Source organism: Martelella sp. K41-7 (genome assembly GCF_055808365.1).
Genome location: NZ_CM147867.1, coordinates 3,562,943 through 3,584,426 on the forward strand (window position 1 = coordinate 3,562,943; position 21,484 = coordinate 3,584,426).

Genomic DNA, 21,484 nt, shown 5'->3' on the forward strand with positions numbered 1-21,484 from the left:
GGCGGCGGTTCTACTCGGCAGCCGCCTTGTGAAAAAGCGCAATCTGGTTGAGGAAGGCACGCAGCAGTGCAGGTTTCAGCGGCTTGTGCTGAACCATGATATCCTCCTCCTCCGCCAGATCACGCACATCCTGCGTGCGGTCGGCGGTTAAAAGCAGCGCCGGGATATGCCGCTGGTAGTGCTCGCGCAGCGTGACGACCGCCTGCACACCGCTTCCGCCATTATCCAGATGATAATCGGCGATGATGACATCCGGGACGACATTGACCGCGCCTGCAGCCTCGGCACTGCGGGCGACATGCACATCCGCCCCCCACCCGCCGAGCAACACCCGCATGCCCTCCAGAATCGTGGTCTCGTTATCGATGCAGAGAACCTTGAGACCCGCTATGGCCTGGCCGGGAGGGCGGCTGGCGGATTTCGCGGCATGAGGTGCGGTTTCAATGCCGGCTTCGGCCAACGGCAACGTGAGCCGGAAGACCGTGCCCTCGCCCGGCGCTGACACCAGCGCAACTGGATGCTCGAGCATGCGGGCCAGCCGGTCGACGATCGAAAGACCAAGGCCAAGCCCCTGGGCAGCGCGCGCCCCCTCGTCCAAACGGGTGAATTCCTTGAAGACGCTTTCAGCCTTGGAGGCTGGAATGCCGATCCCGGTATCATGCACCTCGATCACGGCCTGATTTCCCTGACGGCGCACGCCAACCAGAACCTTGCCCGTGATCGTGTACTTGATTGCGTTCGAGACCAGGTTCTGCACCAGCCGCCTCAGCGCGTGCGCATCCGAGCGCACCTTCAGCGACGATGTGACGACCGTGAATTTCAGCCCGCGCTCGTCGGCAAGCGGCCGGAAGTCGGTTTCCACCCGCTTCAGCATATCGCCAAGGTTGACGGCGACAAAATGCGGTTTCATCGCGCCAGCATCAAGCCGCGAAATATCCAGAACGGCACCCAGAATATCCTCGACCGATTGCAAAGCCGAGTCGATCTTGTCTGAGAATTCGCGATCCTCGCCATCGGCCGGCATGCGCTCGCCCAGCGCCGTCGCATAAAGCCGGGCGGCGTTGAGCGGTTGCAGAATGTCATGACCGGCGGCTGCGAAAAACCGGGTCTTGCCGATATTGGCTTCATCGGCGGCCGCACGCGCGATCCTCAGCGCCTTGTTGACCTCGGTGAGTTCCGCGGTGCGGGCGGCTACCCGCTGTTCCAGCGTTTCATTGGCCTGTTTGAGCGCGAGGTCGGCCTCCACCCTCTGCGTAATATCGGTAAAGGTGACGACCATACCGGCCTCGGGCATGGCGCGTGACTGCACCTCGATGATCCGCCGGCCTCTGTCGAGCACCATCGGAAAGGCACTTTCATGGGCACGCAGCCGTCTGAGCGCTTCATGCGCCTCATCGCCGGTCAGGTCCCCGCGCGACGATAGCCGGCCCATGATGTTGATCAACGGATAGCCAACCTGCCCAACCTCTTCCGGCAGGTCCAGCAATGCGCGGAAGCGTTTGTTCCAGACGGTGAGCCGGTTCGAGGCATCGAAAACAGCGATCCCCTGATCAATCTGGGCAAGCGCCGTCTGCAACAAGCCCTGATTATACTGCAGCGCTTCGCTGGCCTGATCGAGCAGGAAGGCGGCGTCACCCGAGGCTGCTTCCGCGCGCTGCAGCACCAGCGACAGCACAAGCCGCGCCGAGGACGAGGCCGATGGCGCTGCCGAGCAATTGCTCGGAGAAATGGATCAGCGCCATATCGGCCTGCTCGTCATCGCTCATGCGGCGACCGGCATTGCGCTCGAATGTGGCGAAGGAGCGTGCGGTGCGTTCCGTGCCGAGATAGCCATTGAGGGTTTCACGCAACATGCCGACGGAGACGCCTGTGCCGATGCCGCGCGCCGACGACTGCCAGCGAGCCTGGCGCTTGACGAAAATGCCCGACTGGATGCGCTCGAGCGGCCGCGCCTGCCGGCTGAGCGAGCCAAGCACAAGACCCGCAACATTGATCAGCAACGACAGACAGGTGACGTTCAGCAGAATATCGGAGCCGGGACCGGTGAACAGACCCGTCCCCGGGACAATGAAATTCATCACCTCGCCGGCAATCGCCGAATGATCGGGTCCGCCAAGGCTCGGCACAAACAGGAGGTAAACCCAGATGAGGAAGCCGAGCGAAAGGCCAATAATCGCACCGCGTGCATTGGCCGTGCGCCAGACGAGCCCGATGAACAGCGCCGGCGCCACTTGCGCAATCGCCGCAAATGCCAGAAGGCCGATGGAAAACAGGCCCCGTTCGCTGTCGATATGACGATAATAGCCATAGCCCAGCAGCATGACTCCCAGAATCGAAGCGCGGCGAATGTTCAAAAGCAGCGAATAGAAATCCTGCCGGTGGGCCTGGCCGGCAATCATCCGTCGCCGCAGCAGGATCGGGTTTACAATATCATTCGACAGCATGATCGCCAGCGCCACGGACGCGACGATGACCATCGCCGTTGCCGCCGAGAAGCCGCCAAGAAAGGTGACCAGCGAGATCAACGGCTGGCCTTGCGTCAGCGGTAATTGCAGCACGTAAAGATCGGGATCAACCTCCGGACCGAGCATCATCGCGCCGCCAATGGCGACCGGAAGCACCAGAAGGTTGATCGCAATCAGATAAGCGGGAAACAGGAAGCGTGCGAGGCTCAGTTCGCCCTCGCTGCGGTTTTCAACCACCGTCACATGAAACTGGCGCGGCAGAAGCAGGATGGCAAAGGCCGAAAGCACGGTCAGCAGCACCCAGCGGCTGATCGGCGTCTTATAGGTGAGAGCCGCCGCCGCCGCGGCATTCTCCCGTGCGGCGGAAAGCAGGTCGACCGGACCGTCGAAAAGCACGAACAGCACGAACAGGCCGACAGAACCGAAGGCCACCAGCTTGACGACCGATTCCATGGCAATCGCCAGAATCAGCCCATCCTGATGCTCGGTCGCATCCGTATGGCGCGTACCGAACACGATGGCAAAGCTGGCCAGCGCCAGCGTGACGGCAAGCGGCAGGCCAACACCGAAGACCGCACCGACCGAGGAAAGGTCCAGCGCACCGCCGACCATGACCGAGACAGAATCCGAAACAGCCTTCAACTGCAATGCGATATAAGGAATGGCGGCGGCAAGCGAGATCAGTGCCACCAGTCCTGCGACCATCGGGTTCTTGCCATAACGGGCGGCGAGAAAATCAGCCGCCGAGGTCAGCTTTTCCGATTTGGCCAGCGAGACGATGCGCCGGACCACCGGCATGCCAATGGTGAACACCAGTATCGGGCCGATATAGATGCCGAGAAATTCCAGCCCGCGCGTTGCGGCAAGGCCAACGCCGCCGAAATAGGTCCAGGAGGTGCAGTAGACCGCCAGCGACAGCGCATAGACGAAGTTGCGGCCTGAACGTGGCGCAAGCTCGCGCTTTGCCCGCCGGTCGCCGTAGCTCGCCACGGCAAACAACAGCATGATGTAGAGCAGCGCTGCCAACAATATCAGCCAGCCCGGCAACATCGAACGCCTCCCTTCGGACCGGTTTCACCATAGGCTATCGTTTGCCGGTTTCAAATGCGACTGTCGCAGCAGATGCCATCACAAAAAACAATGATTTCGTGCAGGAATTTGATGGAATGAAGCACGGTCTCCGCATTACAACAGAGCGAGCACGGAGAACCGCATGACACTGAACAAAAGCCTCAGCCGAAGGGCGACAGACGCACCGGAAAGCGGCATCGTCGAAATCATCAATTATGGTCGCGACCGTAACAATCTTCTGCCGCTGTGGGCTGGCGAAGGTGACCTGCCGACACCGCAATTCATCAGTGATGCAGCCAAGGCCGCGCTCGACAATGGTGAGACCTTCTACACCCACCAGCGCGGCATTCCGCCGCTGCGCACGGCAATCGCCGACTATTATGCCCGCCATTTCGGCGCGAACCTGTCACCGGAACACATCTATGTCACCGGTTCCGGCATGCACGCGATCAAGATCATGGTCGAGGCAATGACAGAAGTCGGCGACGAGGCGATCTATTTCACACCCGCCTGGCCGAACATTGCCGCCGCACTGGGCGTTTCAGGCGCAAAACAGGTCGGTGTTCCGCTCGAATTTGCCGATGGGCGCTGGAACCTCGATCCAGCGCGGGTCGAGGCGGCGATCACCGAGAAAACACGGATGATCTTCGTCAACACGCCGGCCAATCCGACCGGCTGGACGGCGAGCCTTGAAGACCTTTCAGCGCTTCTTGAAATCGCGCGACGCCACGGCATCTGGATCCTGGCGGATGAAATCTACGCGCTTTATCATTTCGCAGGCGGCCGCGCCGCCTCCTTCCTCGACATCATGGAGGAGGGCGACCGGATCGTCTTCATCAACTCGTTTTCCAAGAACTGGTCGATGACCGGCTGGCGCGTGGGCTGGCTGGTGGCACCGCCGGAAATCGGCGATACCATCGAAAACCTTGTGCAATACACCACCTCGGGCGTTGCTCAGTTCATGCAGCAGGGCGCGCTTGCCGCGATCCGCGACGGCGATCATGTGATTGCGGAAAATTTCGAACGCGCGCGCGCCGGCCGCGACATCCTCTGTGACCGTCTGCTGGCCACCAACAGGGTGGAAACGCTGAAGCCCGATGGAGCGCTCTATGCCTTCCTGAAAGTAGACGGCCTGACCGACAGCCGCAGGGCCGCGCTCGACATCGTCGACAAGACCGGCGTCGGGCTCGCCCCTGGCTCCGCCTTCGGGCCGGGTGGCGAACCGTTCCTGCGCGCCTGTTTCCTGCGCAATGGTGGCCAGCTTGCCGATGCCGCCGAACGGCTGGCGGATTATATCGGCAAGCTTTGAGCGATCAGAGTTTGACGCAGCCGCTCACGAGCTGATCTTCCCAGGCCAGCGCATGTTTGACGATGGTATCGAGATCGTCATATTTCGGCTCCCAGCCAAGGATTCCGCGCACCCGGGCGGAATCAGCCACCAGTGCCGGCGGGTCACCGGGGCGCCGCTCGGCCAGGTCCACGCGGAAATCAACGCCGGAAACGCGCTTGATGGCGTCAACCACCTCAAGCACCGAAAACCCGTGGCCATAGCCGCAATTGGCGACGAAGTTTTCGCCGCCGTTCAAAAGGTGCATCAGCGCTTTCACATGCGCGTCGATCAAATCAGTGACGTGGATATAGTCGCGCAGGCAGGTCCCGTCAGGCGTCGGGTAATCCGTGCCGAAGATCTGCATACGGTTGCGTCGTCCGGTCGCCGCCTGCGCGGCAATCTCGATCAGGTGGGTCGCATGTTCGCGGGTCTCGCCAGTGCGCCCTTCAGGATCGGCGCCGGCGACGTTGAAATAGCGCAATGCCGCATATTTCAACCCGTAGGCCGCCGCGCTGTCGCGCAACATCACCTCGGTCATCAGCTTGGACCAGCCATAAGGCGAGACCGGCTGCAGGTTCTGTTCCTCGTCGAGAAGATCGACCCCCGGCTCGCCGTAGACGGCCGCCGTGGAAGAAAACAGGAAGGCCTCGACCTTGGCAGCGACGGCGGTTTCAATCAGTGCGCGCGATTTGACCGTGTTGTTTTCGTAATAGGTCAGCGGATCGGAAACCGAATCCGAGACCACGATGGAACCGGCAAAATGGGCGATTGCTTTGATATTTTCATCCGCAATCAGCTTTGAGACCAGCTTGCTGTCGGCAATATCGCCTTCGACCAGCTTTGCCTTTTCGGGAATGAGCTCGGAGTGACCGGTCGACAGATCGTCGATCACCACGACCTCTTCGCCACGGTCGACCAGCGCATGCGCCATGTGGCTTCCGACATAGCCAGCGCCTCCGGTTACCAATATTGCCATTTCATCAATCTCCTTTCGGCACCCACACGTGCCCTAAAATCGTTACTTGCCCTTCAGGCCAACAGGCGCGACAGAGAATGCAAGAGAAAGCGGCTGATTGGAAGGCACACGATAAGGTTCGTGCACCGGCGAGCCCCAGCTGTCATCCCCGCCTACCCCCATCTGCCGCGCTGCAATCGTCACCACCGTTTTCGTCACCGGCGGCAGGTGTTCCGGGCGTTCTGCCGTCTCAAGCTCCATCGTGCCATAGTGCAGCGCGTTGAATTCGAACGGCACGCCCTCGGCTGTAAAGCGCAGCCCCCTGCCCTTCTCATCGATCACTTCGGCAAAACGCGTCCCCATCCGGTTCCCACATTCCTGGGGGACGGAATAGGGTGAGAGATTGCCGGCAACGGTGCGCTCGAAAATGCCAAGTCGAGCACCGCAAACGCGATCGGCATAATTTTCCTCTGGACCGAGACCGTAATAGCGGAAGCGATCGAAGGCCGAACCGAGCGTGAACTGCAGTCCGAAGATCGGCAAGTCCGGCAGGTCTTCGCCGCCCGGAAAATCGGCTGTAACATGAATGAGACCATCGCCCCCGACCCGATAAGTCACCTCCGGCATCACGGACAGGCCGGGCAGCGGGAAACGGTAGCGCACCACCGGCTGATCTCCCCCGAGGTCGAATGCGACAGGACCGCGTTTGGAATAGAGGCTTGCCGTCTGCCAGACGGCATGATCGAAACCATGATTGCGACCCCGATCATTGTCGGTCATCGCCCGCCAGAAGGTCAGGCGCGGCGGTCGATGCATGAATTCGATGCCGCCGGTTTTCAACGACGTCATGCCGCCGAAGGCCTCTGAAAACAATGCAAAGAAATCCGGCGTTTCGACGCCGAGATGGAGATCGCCGCGCGTCAGCTTCAGCCCCACCGGTGCGGCAATGTCAGGTTCAACGTCGATCCCGAAGACATGTTCCCCGAAGGCGATCTCGTGGCCGACTTCGGCCCAGAGCGACGGCTGTTTCAGGCAGAGCGATGCCTGCACGGCATATTCGCCGGGCGCAAGCCTCGACGGCAGCGCGAGCGGCAGCGTCACCGTTTCACCTGCGGCAACCTCCGGGGCCATCGTGGCCGAAAACACATGCTGGCCATCTTTCAGCAGATGGACATTGAGCGAGAACGCCGCGGCAGAGACGAACAGGTTCTTGTTGCGGATCGTGATCGCATCGGGGGCGGGCGTGATGTCGAAGGGCTGATAAAGCGCGCGGACTTCCTGAACCTTGGGCGTTTCCTCCCGCCACGCGGTCACAATGCCATCCGTACAAAAAGTATAGTCGGAGGGACGGTCATCGAAATCACCGCCAAGGCCGAGCCGCCGGTCAAGCGCCCCATCACCGAGCGCCAGCGCCTGATCGATATAGTCCCAGATGAAACCACCCTGATAGAACGGATATTTGTCGGCAAGGTCGGTGTAAAGATGCATGCCACCGCAGGAATTGCCCATGGCATGGGTGTATTCGCAGAGAATGAACGGCTTTTGCGGATCGTCCTTCAACCAGTCCTCGACATCCTGCGGCAGGGCATACATTCGGCTTTCCATGTCGGATGTGCCGTTGAAACGCCGGTCGTGGAAAATGCCCTCATAATGCACCAGACGAGAGGGATCGCGGTCGCGGAACCAGTTCGACATGTCGAAGATGACACTGCCGCCGAAGCTTTCATTGCCACAGGACCAGATCAGGATCGAGGCATGGTTCTTGTCGCGCTCAAGCATGGAGCGGGCGCGGTCCAGCACACATGCGCGCCAATCCGGCCGGTCGCCGGGCACCACCCAGCTCGGCTCGACAGCGCCGTCCTTCTGCCAGGAACCGTGGCTTTCCAGATTGGCCTCGTCGATGACATAGAGCCCGTATTCATCGCAGAGCCGATAGAAGGCAGACTGGTTGGGATAATGGCTGGTGCGCACCGCGTTGATATTGTTGCGCTTGAAGAATTTCACATCGAAGAGCATGTCCTCATAGGTCACAGCCCGGCCCCGGACCGGGTTGAACTCATGCCGGTTGATGCCGTTGAAGAGGATGCGCGCGCCGTTCAGATGCATGATACTGTCGATCATCTCGAAACGGCGAAAACCGACGCGCTCGGGGATGAACGCCGTGATTTTTCCATCTGCATCGACAAGGGTAATGGCAAGATCATAGAGATTGGGATTTTCAGCGCTCCAGAGACTCGGCGACGCAACATCGAAAGCGATGTCCATCTCCTGCGCTGCGGCAAAGCGCTGCGGTGCAACCACCGCCGCACCGCCAATTCCGTTGAGCGCGACCTCGACCATGGCGCCGGGATTATCAAGCGCCAGCTTCATCCGCAACCTGAGCTTTGCCGACGCGAAATCATCGGAAAGCTCGGTGGTGACGAACAGGTCTTCGAGATGGAGTGTGGGCTGTTTTTCCAGCCAGACCTCGCGGAAAATCCCGGTCAGACGCCAGAAATCCTGATCCTCGATCCAGCTTGCGGACGAGCGCTGGAACACCTGCACCGCCAGCCGGTTTTCGCCATCCTTGATCACACCGGTGACATCGAAGCGCGATGGCGTGAAACTGTCCTCGCCATAGCCGATGAAAACGCCGTTCAGCCAGACGAAAAACGCCGTCTCGACACCATCGAATGTCAGCACGACCCGACCGGTTCCGGCTGTCTCTTCGAAGGTGAAATCGCGTAAGTACGAGCCAACGAGATTGGCTTCCGGCACTTCGGGCGGTCGCAATTCCTCGATACCGTCCCAGGGATATTGCGTGTTCACATACTGGTTCGGCGCAAAACCCTGAAGCTGGATATAGCCGGGCACTTCGATCTCGTCCCAGCCAGAACAGTTAAAACCGCGCGCATGAAAATCTTCCGGCCGCGCGCTGACGGTCTCCGCCAGACTGAACGCCCAACGACCCGACAGGTTCTGGCGAAGCGAATTATCCCCGCCCTCGGTCGCAGCATCGGCGCTCGGCCAGGCAGTGTGATCGGAAACGGGATCGAGACGGTTGACCGCAAAGATTTCGGGATCGGAAAGCCAGACAATGTTCGGCTCTGAGGGCATTTTCAGTCTTTCTCAATTCTCGCGCGGCATCACCGGCGGCAGCGAGAGCCGCCAGTCTGGCATCCTCGGGCTCTGCCGCTCGTTCAGTCGGCGAGATAGTGGGTCTCGGGAAGATCACGCAGCCGGTCAGCTGCCTGTTCCGGGGTCAGGTCGCGCTGCGGCGAGCCGAGCAGTTCGAAGCCGACCATGAATTTCCTGACTGTCGCCGAGCGTAGCAGCGGCGGTAGAAAATGTGCATGCATCACCCATTCATCGTGATCGTGGCCATCGGTCGGGCGCTGGTGGAAACCCATGGAGTAAGGGAAGGATGTCTTGAACAGATTGTCATAGCGTATCGTGACCTTAGACAGCGCTTCGGCAAGGTGGTCGCGCTCACCTTCCGTCATTTCCTCCATCGAGCGGATATGGCGCTTCGGCAGCACCATGGTCTCGAACGGCCAGACCGCCCAATAGGGCACCAAAACGACGAAGCCATCATTTTCAAACAGAATGCGTTCGCCAAGCGCCAGTTCCTGCTCCAGATAGGCCAGCAGCAACGGGCGCCCGTGCTTTTCATAATAGGCGCGCTGGTTCTCGGTTTCCTTTGCCGGCTCGTTCGGCAGGCTGCGGCTCGCCCAGATCTGGCCGTGGGGATGGGGGTTGGAGCACCCCATCATCGCACCGCGATTTTCGAAAATCTGGACATGGGATATGTCGGGATGGATGCCGAGTTCCTCGTATTGTGCAACCCAGGCATCAACCACTTTGGCAATGTCGGCCACCGGCATCCGGGCCAGGGTGAGATCATGGCGCGGCGAAAAGCAGATGACCCGGCAAATACCGCTTTCGCCCTCGGCCAACAGCAGCCCGTCTTCGAAGCGCTCCTTCGGCGCGTCCTCGGTGAGCGCGGCAAAATCATTTTCGAAAACAAAGGTACCGGTATAATCCGGGTTGATCTCGCCATTGATGCGGGTATTGCGGGCGCAGAGATAGCACTCGGGGTCATGGGCCAGCATATCCGGCACCACCGCATCCTCGACCTGGCCCTGCCATGGCCGCTTTGAACGGTGCGGCGAAACCAGAACCCATTCACCGACAAGCGGATTGTAACGCCGGTGCGGGTGATCTGAAAACATGTTCATCGGTTCAAGTCCTCTCGTTCATCCGGCCAGTTTATCCGGCAAGCGGGCCGGCGCCATCCTGCGGTGCGCAGGCAAAAACATCGGAGGTGTGGCCCGTGGCCTCACGATAAGCAACGCGCACTGCGTCGATGAAACCATCGACGGCATCGGCGGCAACAAGGCTGACCACGCAGCCGCCGAAACCGCCGCCGGTCATGCGCGCGCCGAAAACGCCCGGCTGGCGCTGTGCGGTTGCGACCAGCGTATCGACCTCGGCGCAGGAGATTTCATAGTCATCACGCATCGAGGCGTGGGAGGCGTTCATCAACTGCCCGAAGGCTTCGAGATCGCCACGCTCCAGCACATCGGCAGCCGCCAGCACACGCTCGTTTTCGGTCACGATATGGCGGCAGCGGCGATAGGTGAGATCCGGCAGGAAATCGCGGTTTTCTTCCAACGCATCGAAGCTGACGTCACGCAGTGCCGTGATATCACCAAGCGCAGGTTTAAGCAGACGCACGCCTTCTTCGCAGGACTGGCGGCGCTTGTTGTATTCGCCATCGGCGAGCGCATGATGCACCATGGAATTGGCCACCACGATCCGCGCCTTGGGATCGATCGGCACCGGCTTGCGGTCCAGCGAGCGGCAATCGATCATCAGTGCGTGGTCATGCACGCCGTTGCAGGAAATGAACTGGTCCATGATGCCGCAGCGCATGCCGACATAATCGTTCTCCGCCTTCTGGCAGATCTTCGCCAGCTCGACGGTATCCACATCATGGCCCGAAAGCGAAAGCAGCGCATAACCGACAACCACTTCAAGCGCTGCCGACGATGAAAGGCCGGAGCCGACGGGAACGGTCGATGACACCAGAATATCGGCGCCTTTGAGCGGCTTGCCTGCCGCCTCGGTCATGACCGCGACGCCGAAGGCATAATCCGTCCAGTCGCCACGCGGCGTATGCGTTTCGGCGGAAAGATCGATCTCGGCGCTCTTGCCGTTGTTCAGCGAATGGATGCGGATGAGGCGGTCTTCGCGTGCGGCGGCGGCGGCCTGAGCCTCAAACTCGAGGGCGGCCGGCATAACGAAACCGTCGTTATAATCGGTATGTTCGCCAATCAGATTCACCCGCCCGGGCGCGCGGAAAAGCTGCGGGGGCCCATCGAACCGTTCGGCAAAAGCCTCGCGCAGTAAAACGATGTCGGACATGTTCCCCTCCCTCAAATAAGACGCGCGCATGTGATGATGAAAGAGCGGTATCGTCAACCTGAGTTATCACGAAGACCGCGTTTTTTGAGCAGGACTGCCCAAAAAAGGAAACGTAATGGATGATGCGCGCCCCGGCACCAAAACCGGAGCGCGCATTTCGAAAGGCTGAATTACTTGTTCAGGACCTGCTGAACACCTTCATCCATCTCCTTTAGACCATCCTTGACCGAGATATTGTCGGTCATGATGTTGTCATGGGCCCGATTGAGAACAACCTCGATATCGGCTGCCTTCAGGTTGACCGGCATTTCGAGGTAGCTCTGAACCGTCTTCAGCGCGCCCTTGCTGGTTTCGTCTGTCGGGAACCCCTCCTTGGAGGTGATAGTAGCCAGAACCTCATCCGTCATCAGCGCCGGGAACGTACCGGTTTCGGCAATCACCTTGGCGCCTTCGGGACCGGCGATGAAGTTGGCGAACTTCATGGCGGCATCCTTGTGTTCGGAATTGGCCGACACGCCGATCGAGGTGACTGTCGCAGCCGTTGTGCCGGCTTCAATGCCATCCATATGCGGATAGCGCGCTATGCCCCATTCGGTGGCGAGCGATTCGCCGGATTCGACCTTCTGGATCTGCGTGCCGATGAACCAGCTGCCCATCGGCAGCATGGCAACCGCACCGTTATAGAACGGACCGGAATAATGCGTGCCAGAAGTCTTCAACTGGGCATAAGAGGGAACAGCACCATCCTCCTGAAGGCCCAGAACCATCTCGTAACAAGGCGTCAGAAACTCATAGCTGCCGCCGTCAAGCGTGTGCTCGCCGTCCATGATGCAGGGCAGTTGCACGGTCGAACGCCATGTGTGGAACAACCCGCCATAGGTCTTGCTGGCGCCGAAGCCTGACGTCAGGGCGCGGGCTTTTTCGCCGAACTCATCCCAGGTCATGTCGTTGGTCGGGTATTCGACACCGGCTTCGTCGAACAGACCCTTGTTATAGTAGAGGATCCAGACGTCCGAACGGAACGGCAGGGCATAGACGTTGCCGTCAACCGTCAGCGCCTCGATCAGGCCGCCATAGGCTTTTGTGTCGATGCCGTTTTCGGCGATATCGTCGTTGAGCGAGGCCAGAAGGTTGGCCTTGACCAGATTGGCATAGCCCGGAATGTCCTTCACCTGAACCACATCAAGGTCGGAACCGCCACCGGAAAGCTGGGTCATCAGCATGGTGGAAAAGTCGGCCGAGCCGAGGTCGGTGTGTTCGACGGTGATGTCGGGGTATTTGGCCTCGAAGGCGTCGATGATCGGCTGGTAATAGGCCGTTGCATCCCAGTCCCAGAGCGCCCAGTTGATCGTCGTCTTGTCCTGCGCCTGTGCAGCAAGCGGCATCAGGCCGACCGTTGCCAGCAGGGTCATCTTGAGTAGGTTCTTCATTTTCACTCCTCCGTTTAAGCGCGCGTTTGCGCCGTTGCCGTGGTTTTCGCGTTCGGATTGTCCGTCCCATTGATGCGGGAAAACGCGAAACCGGTTGCCTTGTGCGCCGAAAATGCCAATGCCAGCGCGCCAAGGGAAAAGTTGAAGACCACCGGGGTGAACACGGTGACCGGATAGAAGACGATGTGAACAAGCCAGAGCGCCAGTGTGAAGGCAAGACCGGCCAGAACCGGCAGCGGTCGGGCGATGGCTGCCAGCAGAGCGACCTGCAGCAATTTTGCGCCGGAAAGCGGAAACCGCGTCATCGCCGAAAACAGGCAGATCGCGACCATGGCCACCAAGGCGATGACACAGACGCCAATGGCGACCGGCAGCACATAGACAAGCGCATGCTGGGCAAGCTGCCCGTAAATATAGACTGCGTATCCGGCAAGTCCGAGGACCAGTGCGGCAAGCAGCCCCCATACCGTCGCCTTCACAAAATGGCGGGCAAACGCACGCCGGAAATCGCGCCAGAGCCAGACGTTTTCATCATCGATCATCACATTGGTAACGCTGATGCCGGCGGCAAGGGCCGCAGGTGCCGTGATCACGGGGATCGAGAACACCAGCATCAGGATGTTGAGCCTGAACAGGTCCCAGGCCTCACGGACGAGAATAAAGGCAAAAAGGGCAAGCCCTTTCTTCTTCGGCGCATTCTTGAGAATGCCCGGTCCTTCCTTCGTCATCCAGTTGGTCAGCCAGTTCATATCAAGACGCCTCCCGCGCCCCTCAAACCCGTTTTCTGTTGCCTCTTTGCGCAATTCCGGACGGAAAACCGGTTTCCACTTTTCTCGGAATTGCTAATAAAGAATCGATTGCTCCGTTTCCTTGTCGAAAAGATGCGGATTGACGAGATCGGCGATCAGATTGACGGTTTCGCCGTCTTTTGCCGTGCAGCGCGGGGAAACGCGCGCAATCATGTCATGGCCATGCGCTTCCATATTGAGATGGATTTCTGCGCCCATCGGCTCGGCGAGGTCAACAAGTGCCGCAAACGGGCAGGTGACCTCCGGCGCAATGTCATGCGGCTGTGACTCGTGGAAATTCTCAGGGCGCAGGCCGAGAATGATTTCCTTGCCTTCATAAGGCGCGAGCCTGTCCGTTTTATCGCCGAGAGCCAGCGGAAACGCAGTCTCATGGAATCGGCCGATCCAGTTGTCGCCGTTTCGCTCGACGATGACCGGCAGCATGTTCATCTGCGGCGCGCCGATGAAACCGGCGACGAACATGTTGACCGGGTGATCGTACAGCATCTGCGGCGTGTCGACCTGCTGGATATAGCCATCCTTCATGACCACGATGCGGTCAGCCATGGTCATGGCCTCCACCTGGTCGTGGGTCACATAGATGAATGTGCTGTCGAGCTGGCGATGCAGCTTGGTGATTGCCGTGCGCATCGATCCGCGCAACTTTGCATCGAGGTTCGACAGCGGTTCATCCAGCAGGAACACTTCCGGATTGCGCACCATGGCGCGGCCGAGTGCCACGCGCTGGCGCTGACCGCCGGAAAGCGCCTTCGGCTTGCGATTCAGAAGATGCTCGATATCGAGAATTTTCGCCGTTTCGCGAACTTTCTGTTCGATCTCGGCTTCCGGCGCCTTTCGCAGTTGAAGGCCGAATGCCATGTTCTTGTAGACCGTCATATGCGGATAGAGCGCATAATTCTGGAACACCATGGCGATATCGCGTTCCTTCGACGGCACATCGTTGACGAGATCGTCGCCGATATAGAGTTCGCCGCCCGAAACCTCTTCCAGCCCGGCAATCATCCTCAGCGTGGTCGACTTGCCGCAGCCGGACGGCCCCACCAGAATGATGAATTCCTTGTCGGCGATTTCCAGGTCGATATCGTGGACGACCGTCAGCGCGCCGTATGTTTTTCTCAATTTTCTAAGCGAGATACCGGACATAATCGTATCCTCTTCAAACCGCCTCGGGCGTTACCAGTATGAGGACCAGTTGCGCGAAAGCCGCGTCAACGCCTCGAGATAGTAGTAGTCGCCCCAGGAGACACACTCATCGACGCCTTCCGGCGTGCAGGTGTTGTAGGGGGTCTTTTTCGAATAGGTGCCGTGAAGCACGAGACCGTTTGAGACCGAAGGGTCTTTGACAGCGTAGCCATCGGCCAGGCTTTTCACGAAGCACCGCGCGAGATCGCGGTATTGGACGGCCTCTTCGCCACCGACGATGTCGGCCATTTCAAGAAGGCCACAGGCGACGATCGCGGCAGACGAACTGTCGCGCGGTTCGTCATCGCCATCTGAAAAGATCATGTCCCAATAGGGCACCATGTCGGATGGCAGGCGCGTCATGAAGAAATCGAGCGCCTTTTTGAACATCGCCGCATATTCCGGCTTCGGATCGTAGCGATAGGAAAGCGCCAGCCCGTAGACAGACCACGCCTGCCCGCGCGCCCAGTCACTGTCATCGCGGTAACCCTGAACGGTCACGCCCTTCACCGGGCCGCCGGTTTCGGGATCCATGAAGAAGGTATGATAGGTCGAACCGTCCTCGCGAAACGAATTGGCCAGCGTCGTCGCCGCATGAATGCGGGCGATATCGCGATATTTTTCGTCACCCGTCTCGCGGCTTGCCCAATAGAGCAGCGGCAGGTTCAACAGGCAGTCGATGATATAGCGGTAATTCTCCCGCTCGCCCATTGCGCCCCAGGCCTGAATGAAACCGCCAACTTTATGGAAGCGGGCAATCAGTTGATCGGCGGCGAGAATTGCCGCCTTGCGGCCGTCCTCGTCACCCACCAGTTTCCAGGCGGCAACGCAGGTCGGCGAATACAGGAAGCCCATATCGTGATGATCGACCTCGATATGGTTTTCGATCCGGTGCAGAAAACTCTGCACCTGGATTTGCGCCGCATGCTGAAAGATCTTGTCGCCGCTCAGCTCAAAGGCAAGCCAGATTTCGCCCGGCCAGAACCCGCAGGTCCACTGGTCGTTGTCGATGGCCGGATAGAAATTGCTGACACTGGAATGGTTCTGCTGGCGATAGGTGAATGCCGGCAGGTTGTGGCGCACCTGTGCGACGGCGGCAGCGATCGCATCGGCAATTTCCGCATCCTTGATCGGCTGAACGGTGAAGCCATTTTGATGCATAGTCATGCTTTACCCCTTGATCCCGGCATTGGCGACGCCTTCGACGAAGAAGCGCTGGAGTGCCAGAAACACCATGAGCACCGGGATGATGGCAACGACCGAGGCCGCCATGATCAGCCCGTATTCGGCCGAATATTGCGAGATGAACATTCTGAGGCCGATCTGGATGGTCTTCAGGTCCGTCTTGGTCAGGTAGATCATCGGACCGAGAAAGTCGTTCCAGGCAAAGACGAAGGTGAAGATCGTCAGCGTCGACAGCGCAGGCTTCGACAGCGGCAGCATGATCTTCCACCAGATCTGATATTCGTTCATACCGTCAACGCGGGCGGCCTCGCACAGTTCATCCGGGATCGACATGTAGAACTGCTTCATCAGGAACACGCCGAAGGCGGTGAAGGCCTGAAGCGCGATCAACGCCCAATGGGTATTGTAGAGCCCGAATTCCCGCATCAGGATGAACTGCGGCACCATGTAGACCTGCCAGGGCATGGCGATGGTGGCGATGTAGCCGAGGAACAATACGTCGCGATAGGGGAACTTCAGCTTGGCGAAGGCATAGGCTGCAAACGACGAGGTGAACAGCTGCAGCAGCGTCACCATGATCGTGATCTTGGCGGTGTTGAACACGAACAGGCCGAGCGGGATCTTGGTCCAGATCTGCACATAGTTTTCCCAGCGCGGATTGTCCGGGATCCAGTGGATCGGGAACTCGAACACCTCGCGGTTGAACTTCAGCGAAGCCGACAGCATCCAGGCAAACGGCAGCAGCATGATGATCGTGATCACGATGATCAGCGCATAAAGGCCGATGGTGGACAGTTTGATCTTGCGACCGAAAATTCTCATCTCACCCTCTCCCTCAATCAAGGCTGCGCGAATAGCGGAACTGAACCAGGGTCACGGCCAGAACCAGGACGAAGAGAACGAGGGCAACCATGCTGGAATAACCGAGATCCCAGGAGATGAACGCCTCATTATAGATGTGATAGACCAGCACCAGCGTTGAGGTTCCCGGCCCGCCTTGCGTGATCATGTAGACCTGATCGAACACCTTGAACGAGTTGATGGTCAGCATCACCGAAACGAAGAAAGTTGTGGGCGCAAGCTGCGGCAGGGTAACGTTCCAGAACTTCTGCCATGAGTTGGCACCGTCAAGATCGGCGGCCTCATAAAGCTCGCGGTTTACACCCTGAAGCCCCGCCAGATAGATCACCATGAAATAGCCGGCCTGCTTCCAGATACCGAACAGGATGATGGTGACCATCGCCCAGTCCTTGTCGGCCGCCCAGCCGGGCAACGCCTTCGGATCGACCCCGAAGGTGTAGAGGATCATGTTGATTGGCCCCATCTCCGGGTTGAACAACATATTCCAGACAACGGCGGCGGCCACCAAAGAGGCCACATAGGGAAAGAACATCGCCGCGCGGAAGAAATCCCGACCGAAGATCTTCTTGTTCAAAAGCAGGGCAAGACCGAGCGAGCAGGCCATGGTCAGCGGCACGGAGAAAACCGTATAGATGATGGTGTTCCAGAATGCGGCCTGGAAAGCCCTGTCGCGGAAAAGCTCAAAGAAATTGGCCAGGCCGGCAAACTCGATCGGGTTTGAGCCGTCCCAGTGCATGAAGGCCAGCGCAAAGGCGAACATGATCGGCCCGAGCGTGAACACCGCAAACCCGAGGAAATTCGGCGCGATGAAAGAATAGGCGACGAGGCTGGCCCGCCGATTCTGCTGACGCTTGGTCAGCACCCGGCGCTTCTTTCTCTTCTGCCCGGTCGCAATATCCAAGCCGGTTGCAGCCACGTCTTCCTCCCATCCTACAGACCGCCACTTACGGGCAGTCCCGGAAAGCCTTTTACGGACGTCATGGCGGACAGTCCGTGATTTTGAGTGATCCTATCGCCGCAAAATACATAATACAAGTGGTCAAAAATGTATTTTTATGGCTAAAACTTATCTGACATATATGTTAGTCCATAGAGAAACCCGCGCTCAGGTCACCTGCTTCTGCATTATCAGATGCGCTGTCATGCACGGAAAAAGAACAAGTTCATGCTGCCTCTGGACCCTGTTTTCAAACGGGTCCGGTCGGATACGGGAGGACGAAATGTTTCGCGAGCGCCTTCGGGCACTGCCCGATACCTTCGCGCACTTCGCGCCGGCCTGGTCCTATGCCAGCCGCGACAAATGGTCATCCCTGCCGAGCGACTATGCCGACCGGCTGATCCGTGCTGCCGAAAACTGTCCCTCAGAATGGCCGGTGCTGACAGCAACCGGCTACCTTGCCTTCTCCCGCACAGGCGATCGCATCGGTTACGAAACGCCATACATGCAGCGTCGTCGCATGCTGAACGCGCTGGCGCTCGGCGAATGTGTTGCCGGCGACGGTCGCTATCTCGACCGCATCATCGACGGCGCGACGCTGATCGCCGAGGAAAGCGGCTGGCAACTGCCCGCCCACAATGGCTATATCCGCGATGCAAAAACGCTGCCACTGCCCGATCCCCGCCGTCCGGTGGTTGACCTGTTTGCCGCGGAAACCGGGGCTCAGCTCGCCGTCCTCGCAGCCGTTTTCGAAAGGCAAATGGACGCGGTCACGCCGATGATCATCGCCCGGCTCGATCATGAAATCAGCCGCCGCATCATACGGCCCTATCTCGAGGAGCATTTCTGGTGGATGGGCCGGGGCGACGAGCCGATGAACAACTGGACCGCCTGGTGCACCCAGAATGTTCTGCTAGCGGTTTTTTCCCGCCCCTTCGACCGGCAGACGCGGCGAAGCGTGGTTGAGAAAGCCGCCGCCAGCCTCGACTTTTTCCTGAAAGACTATGGTGATGACGGGGCCTGCGAGGAGGGCGTTCTTTATTATCGCCATGCCGGTCTCTGCCTGTTCAACGCTTTGAATATCCTCGCGAAAGTGGCGCCGGATGCATTCGCTCCATTATGGCAGGACGAGAAGATCCGCAATATCGCGGAATTCATCGCTCATATGCACATCACAGAAGACCGCTATTTCAATTTCGCCGATTCCTCCGCCCGGGCAGGCTATTGCGGCGCACGCGAATACCTTTTCGGAAAAGCCGTTGGCTCGAAGCTTCTGACCGATTTCGCCGCCGCCGACTGGAAGGCATCACCCGAACCTGACGCGCCGGACGAAATCAATCTGTTCTACCGCCTGCAGGGCGTGATGACAGTTGCGAAAATGGAAGCCCACGCCGCGCCGCGCCCGAAGGCCGCCGACCGTTTTTTCCCGAGCATCGGCCTGATGGTGGCGCGCGATGAACGCCTGGCGCTTGCCGTCAAAGCCGGCGATAATGGCGACAGCCATAACCACAATGACACGGGCAGTTTCACGCTCTACAAGGACGGCAAGCCCTTCCTGATCGATGTCGGGGTCGAGAATTATACCGCCAGGACCTTCTCCCCACGCCGCTACGAAATCTGGACCATGCAATCCGCCTTCCACAACCTGCCCAGCTTTGACGACATCATGCAGCAGGATGGCGAGGCCTTTGCCGCCAGCGACGTTGTCGTATTTCTTGAAGATGATACAGCACAGATCACGATGGAGCTGGCCGGCGCTTATCCGGCAGAAGCAAACGTGACGAGCTATCGCCGGGCCGTGGTTTTCACCAAGGGCAAAGGCATTGAAATCACAGACACATGCCGGGGCGGACGATCAGCCACGCTTTCGCTGATGCTTGCCGAAAAACCGGTCTTGTCGGAACGGCGGATCACGCTTCCAGGCATTGGCGCAATCGCGGTGGACGGCGGCGGAAAGCTTCAGGTCGAAGCCATCACCATCACCGATTCACGCCTCCGGGCAGCCTGGCCCGACACGCTCTACCGCATTTTCATCCCCCTGAGCGGCGAAACGCTCAGGCTGACAATCAACTGACGGGAGACCCCCATGGAGATCACGCTTTCCGTTGTCGACAAGACCGGACAGGTGCGCAGCAGCAAGACCGGCACCGAGGCCGTATCGCTGTTTTACCGACAGGCCTATGAAGCCGGCGACCGGATCACCGTCGAGACCGACACGCCCGATCGTTTCGTGACACTCAGCATCGACAATGCGCTGGCCCCGGCCATTGTCTTGCTGAAGGACCGCAGCTTCAGCTTTCCCGTTCCCTTCGATGACGCAAAGACCGTTTATGCACCGACGGCCTTTTTCGGCGACAGTCACCGGATTTCGGCGCATGTCACCGGCGAAGACGCGCTTTCCGGCATCCGCAATCTGGCGCTCAATCCGGCAGATCATGGCGGCAGCACTTCGGCCTTCCCACACGCATTCGCCAGCGTCGAAACGCGCGGCGAGGCCGCCTTTGCCGCCCGCAACGCGATTGACGGCGAGATTGCAGGCGATGACCACGGTTTCTGGCCCTATACAAGCTGGGGCATCAACTGCGACCCGGAGGCGACCATGACCGTCGATTTCGGCCGCGTGGTCATCGCGCATTCGGTGGTGCTCTACACCCGCGCCGATTTTCCGCATGATGCCTGGTGGACATCGGCCCGCATCGCCTTCAGCGACGGCCACAGCATGGAGGTTCCGCTTGAAAAAACCGGGGCCGGCCAGCGTCTTGCGTTCCCGGAACGCAAGACCGAATGGATCCGGCTCGAAAAGCTCATCAAGGCCGATGACCCCTCACCATTCCCCGCCCTGACCCAGATCGAGGTCTGGGGGCGCGAAACCGGAGGCTGACGACCACTCATCTTGTGTGGAAACAACGTTGTATTGCATTTCTGGACAACTTATCATACAATTTTTCCAGACTTATGCGTAACGACTATTCGGCGGACCCGGCTTAGCACCGTAACCGGTTGCATTCCGAACACAAGCCTGACGTCAAAGGGGATGAATTTTGGCAACGCAAACCGCCGCCCGCAACGGAACTCTGGTCTATAAGGTCAGCGAAGCGCTGCGGAAATCCATTCTGGACGGCGCGTATCTGCCAGGTGAAAAGCTGCCGAGCGAAGCCCAACTCACGCAGGAACACGGCGTTTCCCGCACGGTTGTTCGCGAGGCGGTGGCGGCACTCAGATCGGACGGGCTTGTAGAACCACGCCAGGGCGCTGGCGTTTTCGTGCTCGACCCGATCTCCTTTGCCTTCAAACGCACCAACCCGATGGTCGATCAGGACCGGATCTACACCTCACTGGAAATTCTGGAGGCCCGCACACCGCTTGAAATCGAGGCGGCCGGCCTTGCCGCACTCAGGCGCTCCCCGCGCAGGAAGAAGAGATTTTCGAAAAACATGCAGCCGGTATTGCCGGCCGCAATGACGGTAAAGCCTGGAGCGATGCCGATATCGGGCTTCATCTCGCCATCGCCAAGGCCACCAACAACCCGCTTTTCGCAACATTTCTCGAGCTGCAGGGCAAAGCGATCATCCCCCAGACCGGCCAAGTCGTCGACACCGATGGCGGCGGAGAAGTCGCCTATCGCAGCCTGCTGATCAAAGAGCACGAGCGCATCATCTTCGCCATTTCCAATGGTGACGAACAGGGCGCGCGCGATGCCATGCGCGAACATTTGAAAGGCAGTCTCGGGCGCTATCGCAACCTGTTGCGCGATGAACGGGTGCGACACATGGCCCGGCTGCAGAAAGACAGCGAAGTCTGAGCAGGGCAGCGAAACAACAGCTCCTCGGAAGAGCCTGCACACCGGCCGCCA

At 59.3% G+C, this 21,484-nt stretch carries 13 protein-coding genes and 2 pseudogenes; 4 read left to right on the forward strand and 11 right to left on the reverse strand.

Going from position 1 to position 21,484, the window contains the following annotated elements; translation table 11 throughout:
* Positions 1–10: 10 nt before the first annotated feature.
* Positions 11–3,515, reverse strand: a pseudogene (locus AC0L7L_RS16985) (PAS domain-containing hybrid sensor histidine kinase/response regulator).
* A gap of 163 nt (positions 3,516–3,678) precedes the next feature.
* Here AC0L7L_RS16985 and AC0L7L_RS16990 point away from each other — a divergent pair.
* A complete protein-coding gene (locus tag AC0L7L_RS16990) occupies positions 3,679–4,845 on the forward strand; it encodes a pyridoxal phosphate-dependent aminotransferase (RefSeq protein ID WP_272213225.1) in 1,167 nt (388 codons plus the stop codon).
* A gap of 4 nt (positions 4,846–4,849) precedes the next feature.
* On the opposite strand, the gene galE is transcribed toward AC0L7L_RS16990, so the two are convergent.
* The 10 genes from galE to AC0L7L_RS17040 form a co-directional block, all read right to left on the reverse strand.
* Positions 4,850–5,842, reverse strand: coding sequence for a UDP-glucose 4-epimerase GalE (galE, locus tag AC0L7L_RS16995; protein WP_272213226.1), 993 nt, complete (start codon positions 5,840–5,842; stop codon positions 4,850–4,852).
* A gap of 42 nt (positions 5,843–5,884) precedes the next feature.
* On the reverse strand, positions 5,885–8,917 hold the full coding sequence (gene lacZ / locus AC0L7L_RS17000) for a beta-galactosidase, LacZ type (RefSeq protein WP_473510249.1): 3,033 nt from the start codon (positions 8,915–8,917) through the stop codon (positions 5,885–5,887).
* Between the two features lie 83 nt (positions 8,918–9,000).
* On the reverse strand, positions 9,001–10,038 hold the full coding sequence (locus AC0L7L_RS17005; RefSeq protein WP_473510251.1) for a UDP-glucose--hexose-1-phosphate uridylyltransferase: 1,038 nt from the start codon (positions 10,036–10,038) through the stop codon (positions 9,001–9,003).
* Positions 10,039–10,069: 31 nt separating this feature from the next.
* Positions 10,070–11,227 carry a galactokinase gene (locus tag AC0L7L_RS17010; RefSeq protein ID WP_473510253.1) on the reverse strand — a complete coding sequence of 386 codons (1,158 nt, stop codon included), beginning with the start codon at positions 11,225–11,227 and terminating at the stop codon, positions 10,070–10,072.
* Positions 11,228–11,397: 170 nt separating this feature from the next.
* On the reverse strand, positions 11,398–12,657 hold the full coding sequence (locus tag AC0L7L_RS17015) for an ABC transporter substrate-binding protein (protein ID WP_272213237.1): 1,260 nt from the start codon (positions 12,655–12,657) through the stop codon (positions 11,398–11,400).
* A gap of 14 nt (positions 12,658–12,671) precedes the next feature.
* Positions 12,672–13,406, reverse strand: a complete 735-nt coding sequence (locus tag AC0L7L_RS17020) for a DUF624 domain-containing protein (protein WP_272213238.1) — start codon at positions 13,404–13,406, stop codon at positions 12,672–12,674.
* A gap of 93 nt (positions 13,407–13,499) precedes the next feature.
* The gene (locus AC0L7L_RS17025; RefSeq protein ID WP_473510256.1) at positions 13,500–14,609 is read right to left on the reverse strand and encodes an ABC transporter ATP-binding protein; all 1,110 of its coding nucleotides are present in this window, start codon (positions 14,607–14,609) and stop codon (positions 13,500–13,502) included.
* 30 nt (positions 14,610–14,639) lie between these two features.
* Positions 14,640–15,809 carry a glycoside hydrolase family 88 protein gene (locus AC0L7L_RS17030; protein WP_473513985.1) on the reverse strand — a complete coding sequence of 390 codons (1,170 nt, stop codon included), beginning with the start codon at positions 15,807–15,809 and terminating at the stop codon, positions 14,640–14,642.
* A 9-nt stretch (positions 15,810–15,818) separates the two neighbouring features.
* Positions 15,819–16,655 (reverse strand): carbohydrate ABC transporter permease, encoded by an 837-nt coding sequence (locus AC0L7L_RS17035; protein WP_272213241.1) that lies wholly within the window; start codon positions 16,653–16,655, stop codon positions 15,819–15,821.
* Between the two features lie 13 nt (positions 16,656–16,668).
* Positions 16,669–17,610 carry a carbohydrate ABC transporter permease gene (locus AC0L7L_RS17040; protein WP_473510258.1) on the reverse strand — a complete coding sequence of 314 codons (942 nt, stop codon included), beginning with the start codon at positions 17,608–17,610 and terminating at the stop codon, positions 16,669–16,671.
* 304 nt (positions 17,611–17,914) lie between these two features.
* Here AC0L7L_RS17040 and AC0L7L_RS17045 point away from each other — a divergent pair, with 304 nt between their 5' ends.
* The 3 genes and pseudogenes from AC0L7L_RS17045 (at position 17,915) to AC0L7L_RS17055 (ending at position 21,433) form a co-directional block, all read left to right on the forward strand.
* Positions 17,915–19,705 (forward strand): heparinase II/III domain-containing protein, encoded by a 1,791-nt coding sequence (locus AC0L7L_RS17045; RefSeq protein WP_473510260.1) that lies wholly within the window; start codon positions 17,915–17,917, stop codon positions 19,703–19,705.
* 12 nt (positions 19,706–19,717) lie between these two features.
* Entirely contained in the window at positions 19,718–20,512 is a 795-nt protein-coding gene (locus AC0L7L_RS17050; protein WP_473510262.1) for a DUF7402 domain-containing protein, read from the forward strand.
* A gap of 160 nt (positions 20,513–20,672) precedes the next feature.
* A pseudogene (locus tag AC0L7L_RS17055) lies at positions 20,673–21,433 on the forward strand (FadR/GntR family transcriptional regulator).
* The last annotated feature ends 51 nt before the right edge of the window (positions 21,434–21,484 follow it).

Excerpts from the sequence above, each read along its gene's own strand:
- AC0L7L_RS16990 (WP_272213225.1), top strand. The coding sequence starts at position 3,679 with ATGACACTGAACAAAAGCCTCAGCCGAAGGGCGACAGACGCACCGGAA.
- galE (WP_272213226.1), bottom strand. The coding sequence starts at position 5,842 with ATGGCAATATTGGTAACCGGAGGCGCTGGCTATGTCGGAAGCCACATG.
- lacZ (WP_473510249.1), bottom strand. The coding sequence starts at position 8,917 with ATGCCCTCAGAGCCGAACATTGTCTGGCTTTCCGATCCCGAAATCTTT.
- AC0L7L_RS17005 (WP_473510251.1), bottom strand. The coding sequence starts at position 10,038 with ATGAACATGTTTTCAGATCACCCGCACCGGCGTTACAATCCGCTTGTC.
- AC0L7L_RS17010 (WP_473510253.1), bottom strand. The coding sequence starts at position 11,227 with ATGTCCGACATCGTTTTACTGCGCGAGGCTTTTGCCGAACGGTTCGAT.
- AC0L7L_RS17015 (WP_272213237.1), bottom strand. The coding sequence starts at position 12,657 with ATGAAGAACCTACTCAAGATGACCCTGCTGGCAACGGTCGGCCTGATG.
- AC0L7L_RS17020 (WP_272213238.1), bottom strand. The coding sequence starts at position 13,406 with ATGAACTGGCTGACCAACTGGATGACGAAGGAAGGACCGGGCATTCTC.
- AC0L7L_RS17025 (WP_473510256.1), bottom strand. The coding sequence starts at position 14,609 with ATGTCCGGTATCTCGCTTAGAAAATTGAGAAAAACATACGGCGCGCTG.
- AC0L7L_RS17030 (WP_473513985.1), bottom strand. The coding sequence starts at position 15,809 with ATGCATCAAAATGGCTTCACCGTTCAGCCGATCAAGGATGCGGAAATT.
- AC0L7L_RS17035 (WP_272213241.1), bottom strand. The coding sequence starts at position 16,655 with ATGAGAATTTTCGGTCGCAAGATCAAACTGTCCACCATCGGCCTTTAT.
- AC0L7L_RS17045 (WP_473510260.1), top strand. The coding sequence starts at position 17,915 with ATGTTTCGCGAGCGCCTTCGGGCACTGCCCGATACCTTCGCGCACTTC.
- AC0L7L_RS17050 (WP_473510262.1), top strand. The coding sequence starts at position 19,718 with ATGGAGATCACGCTTTCCGTTGTCGACAAGACCGGACAGGTGCGCAGC.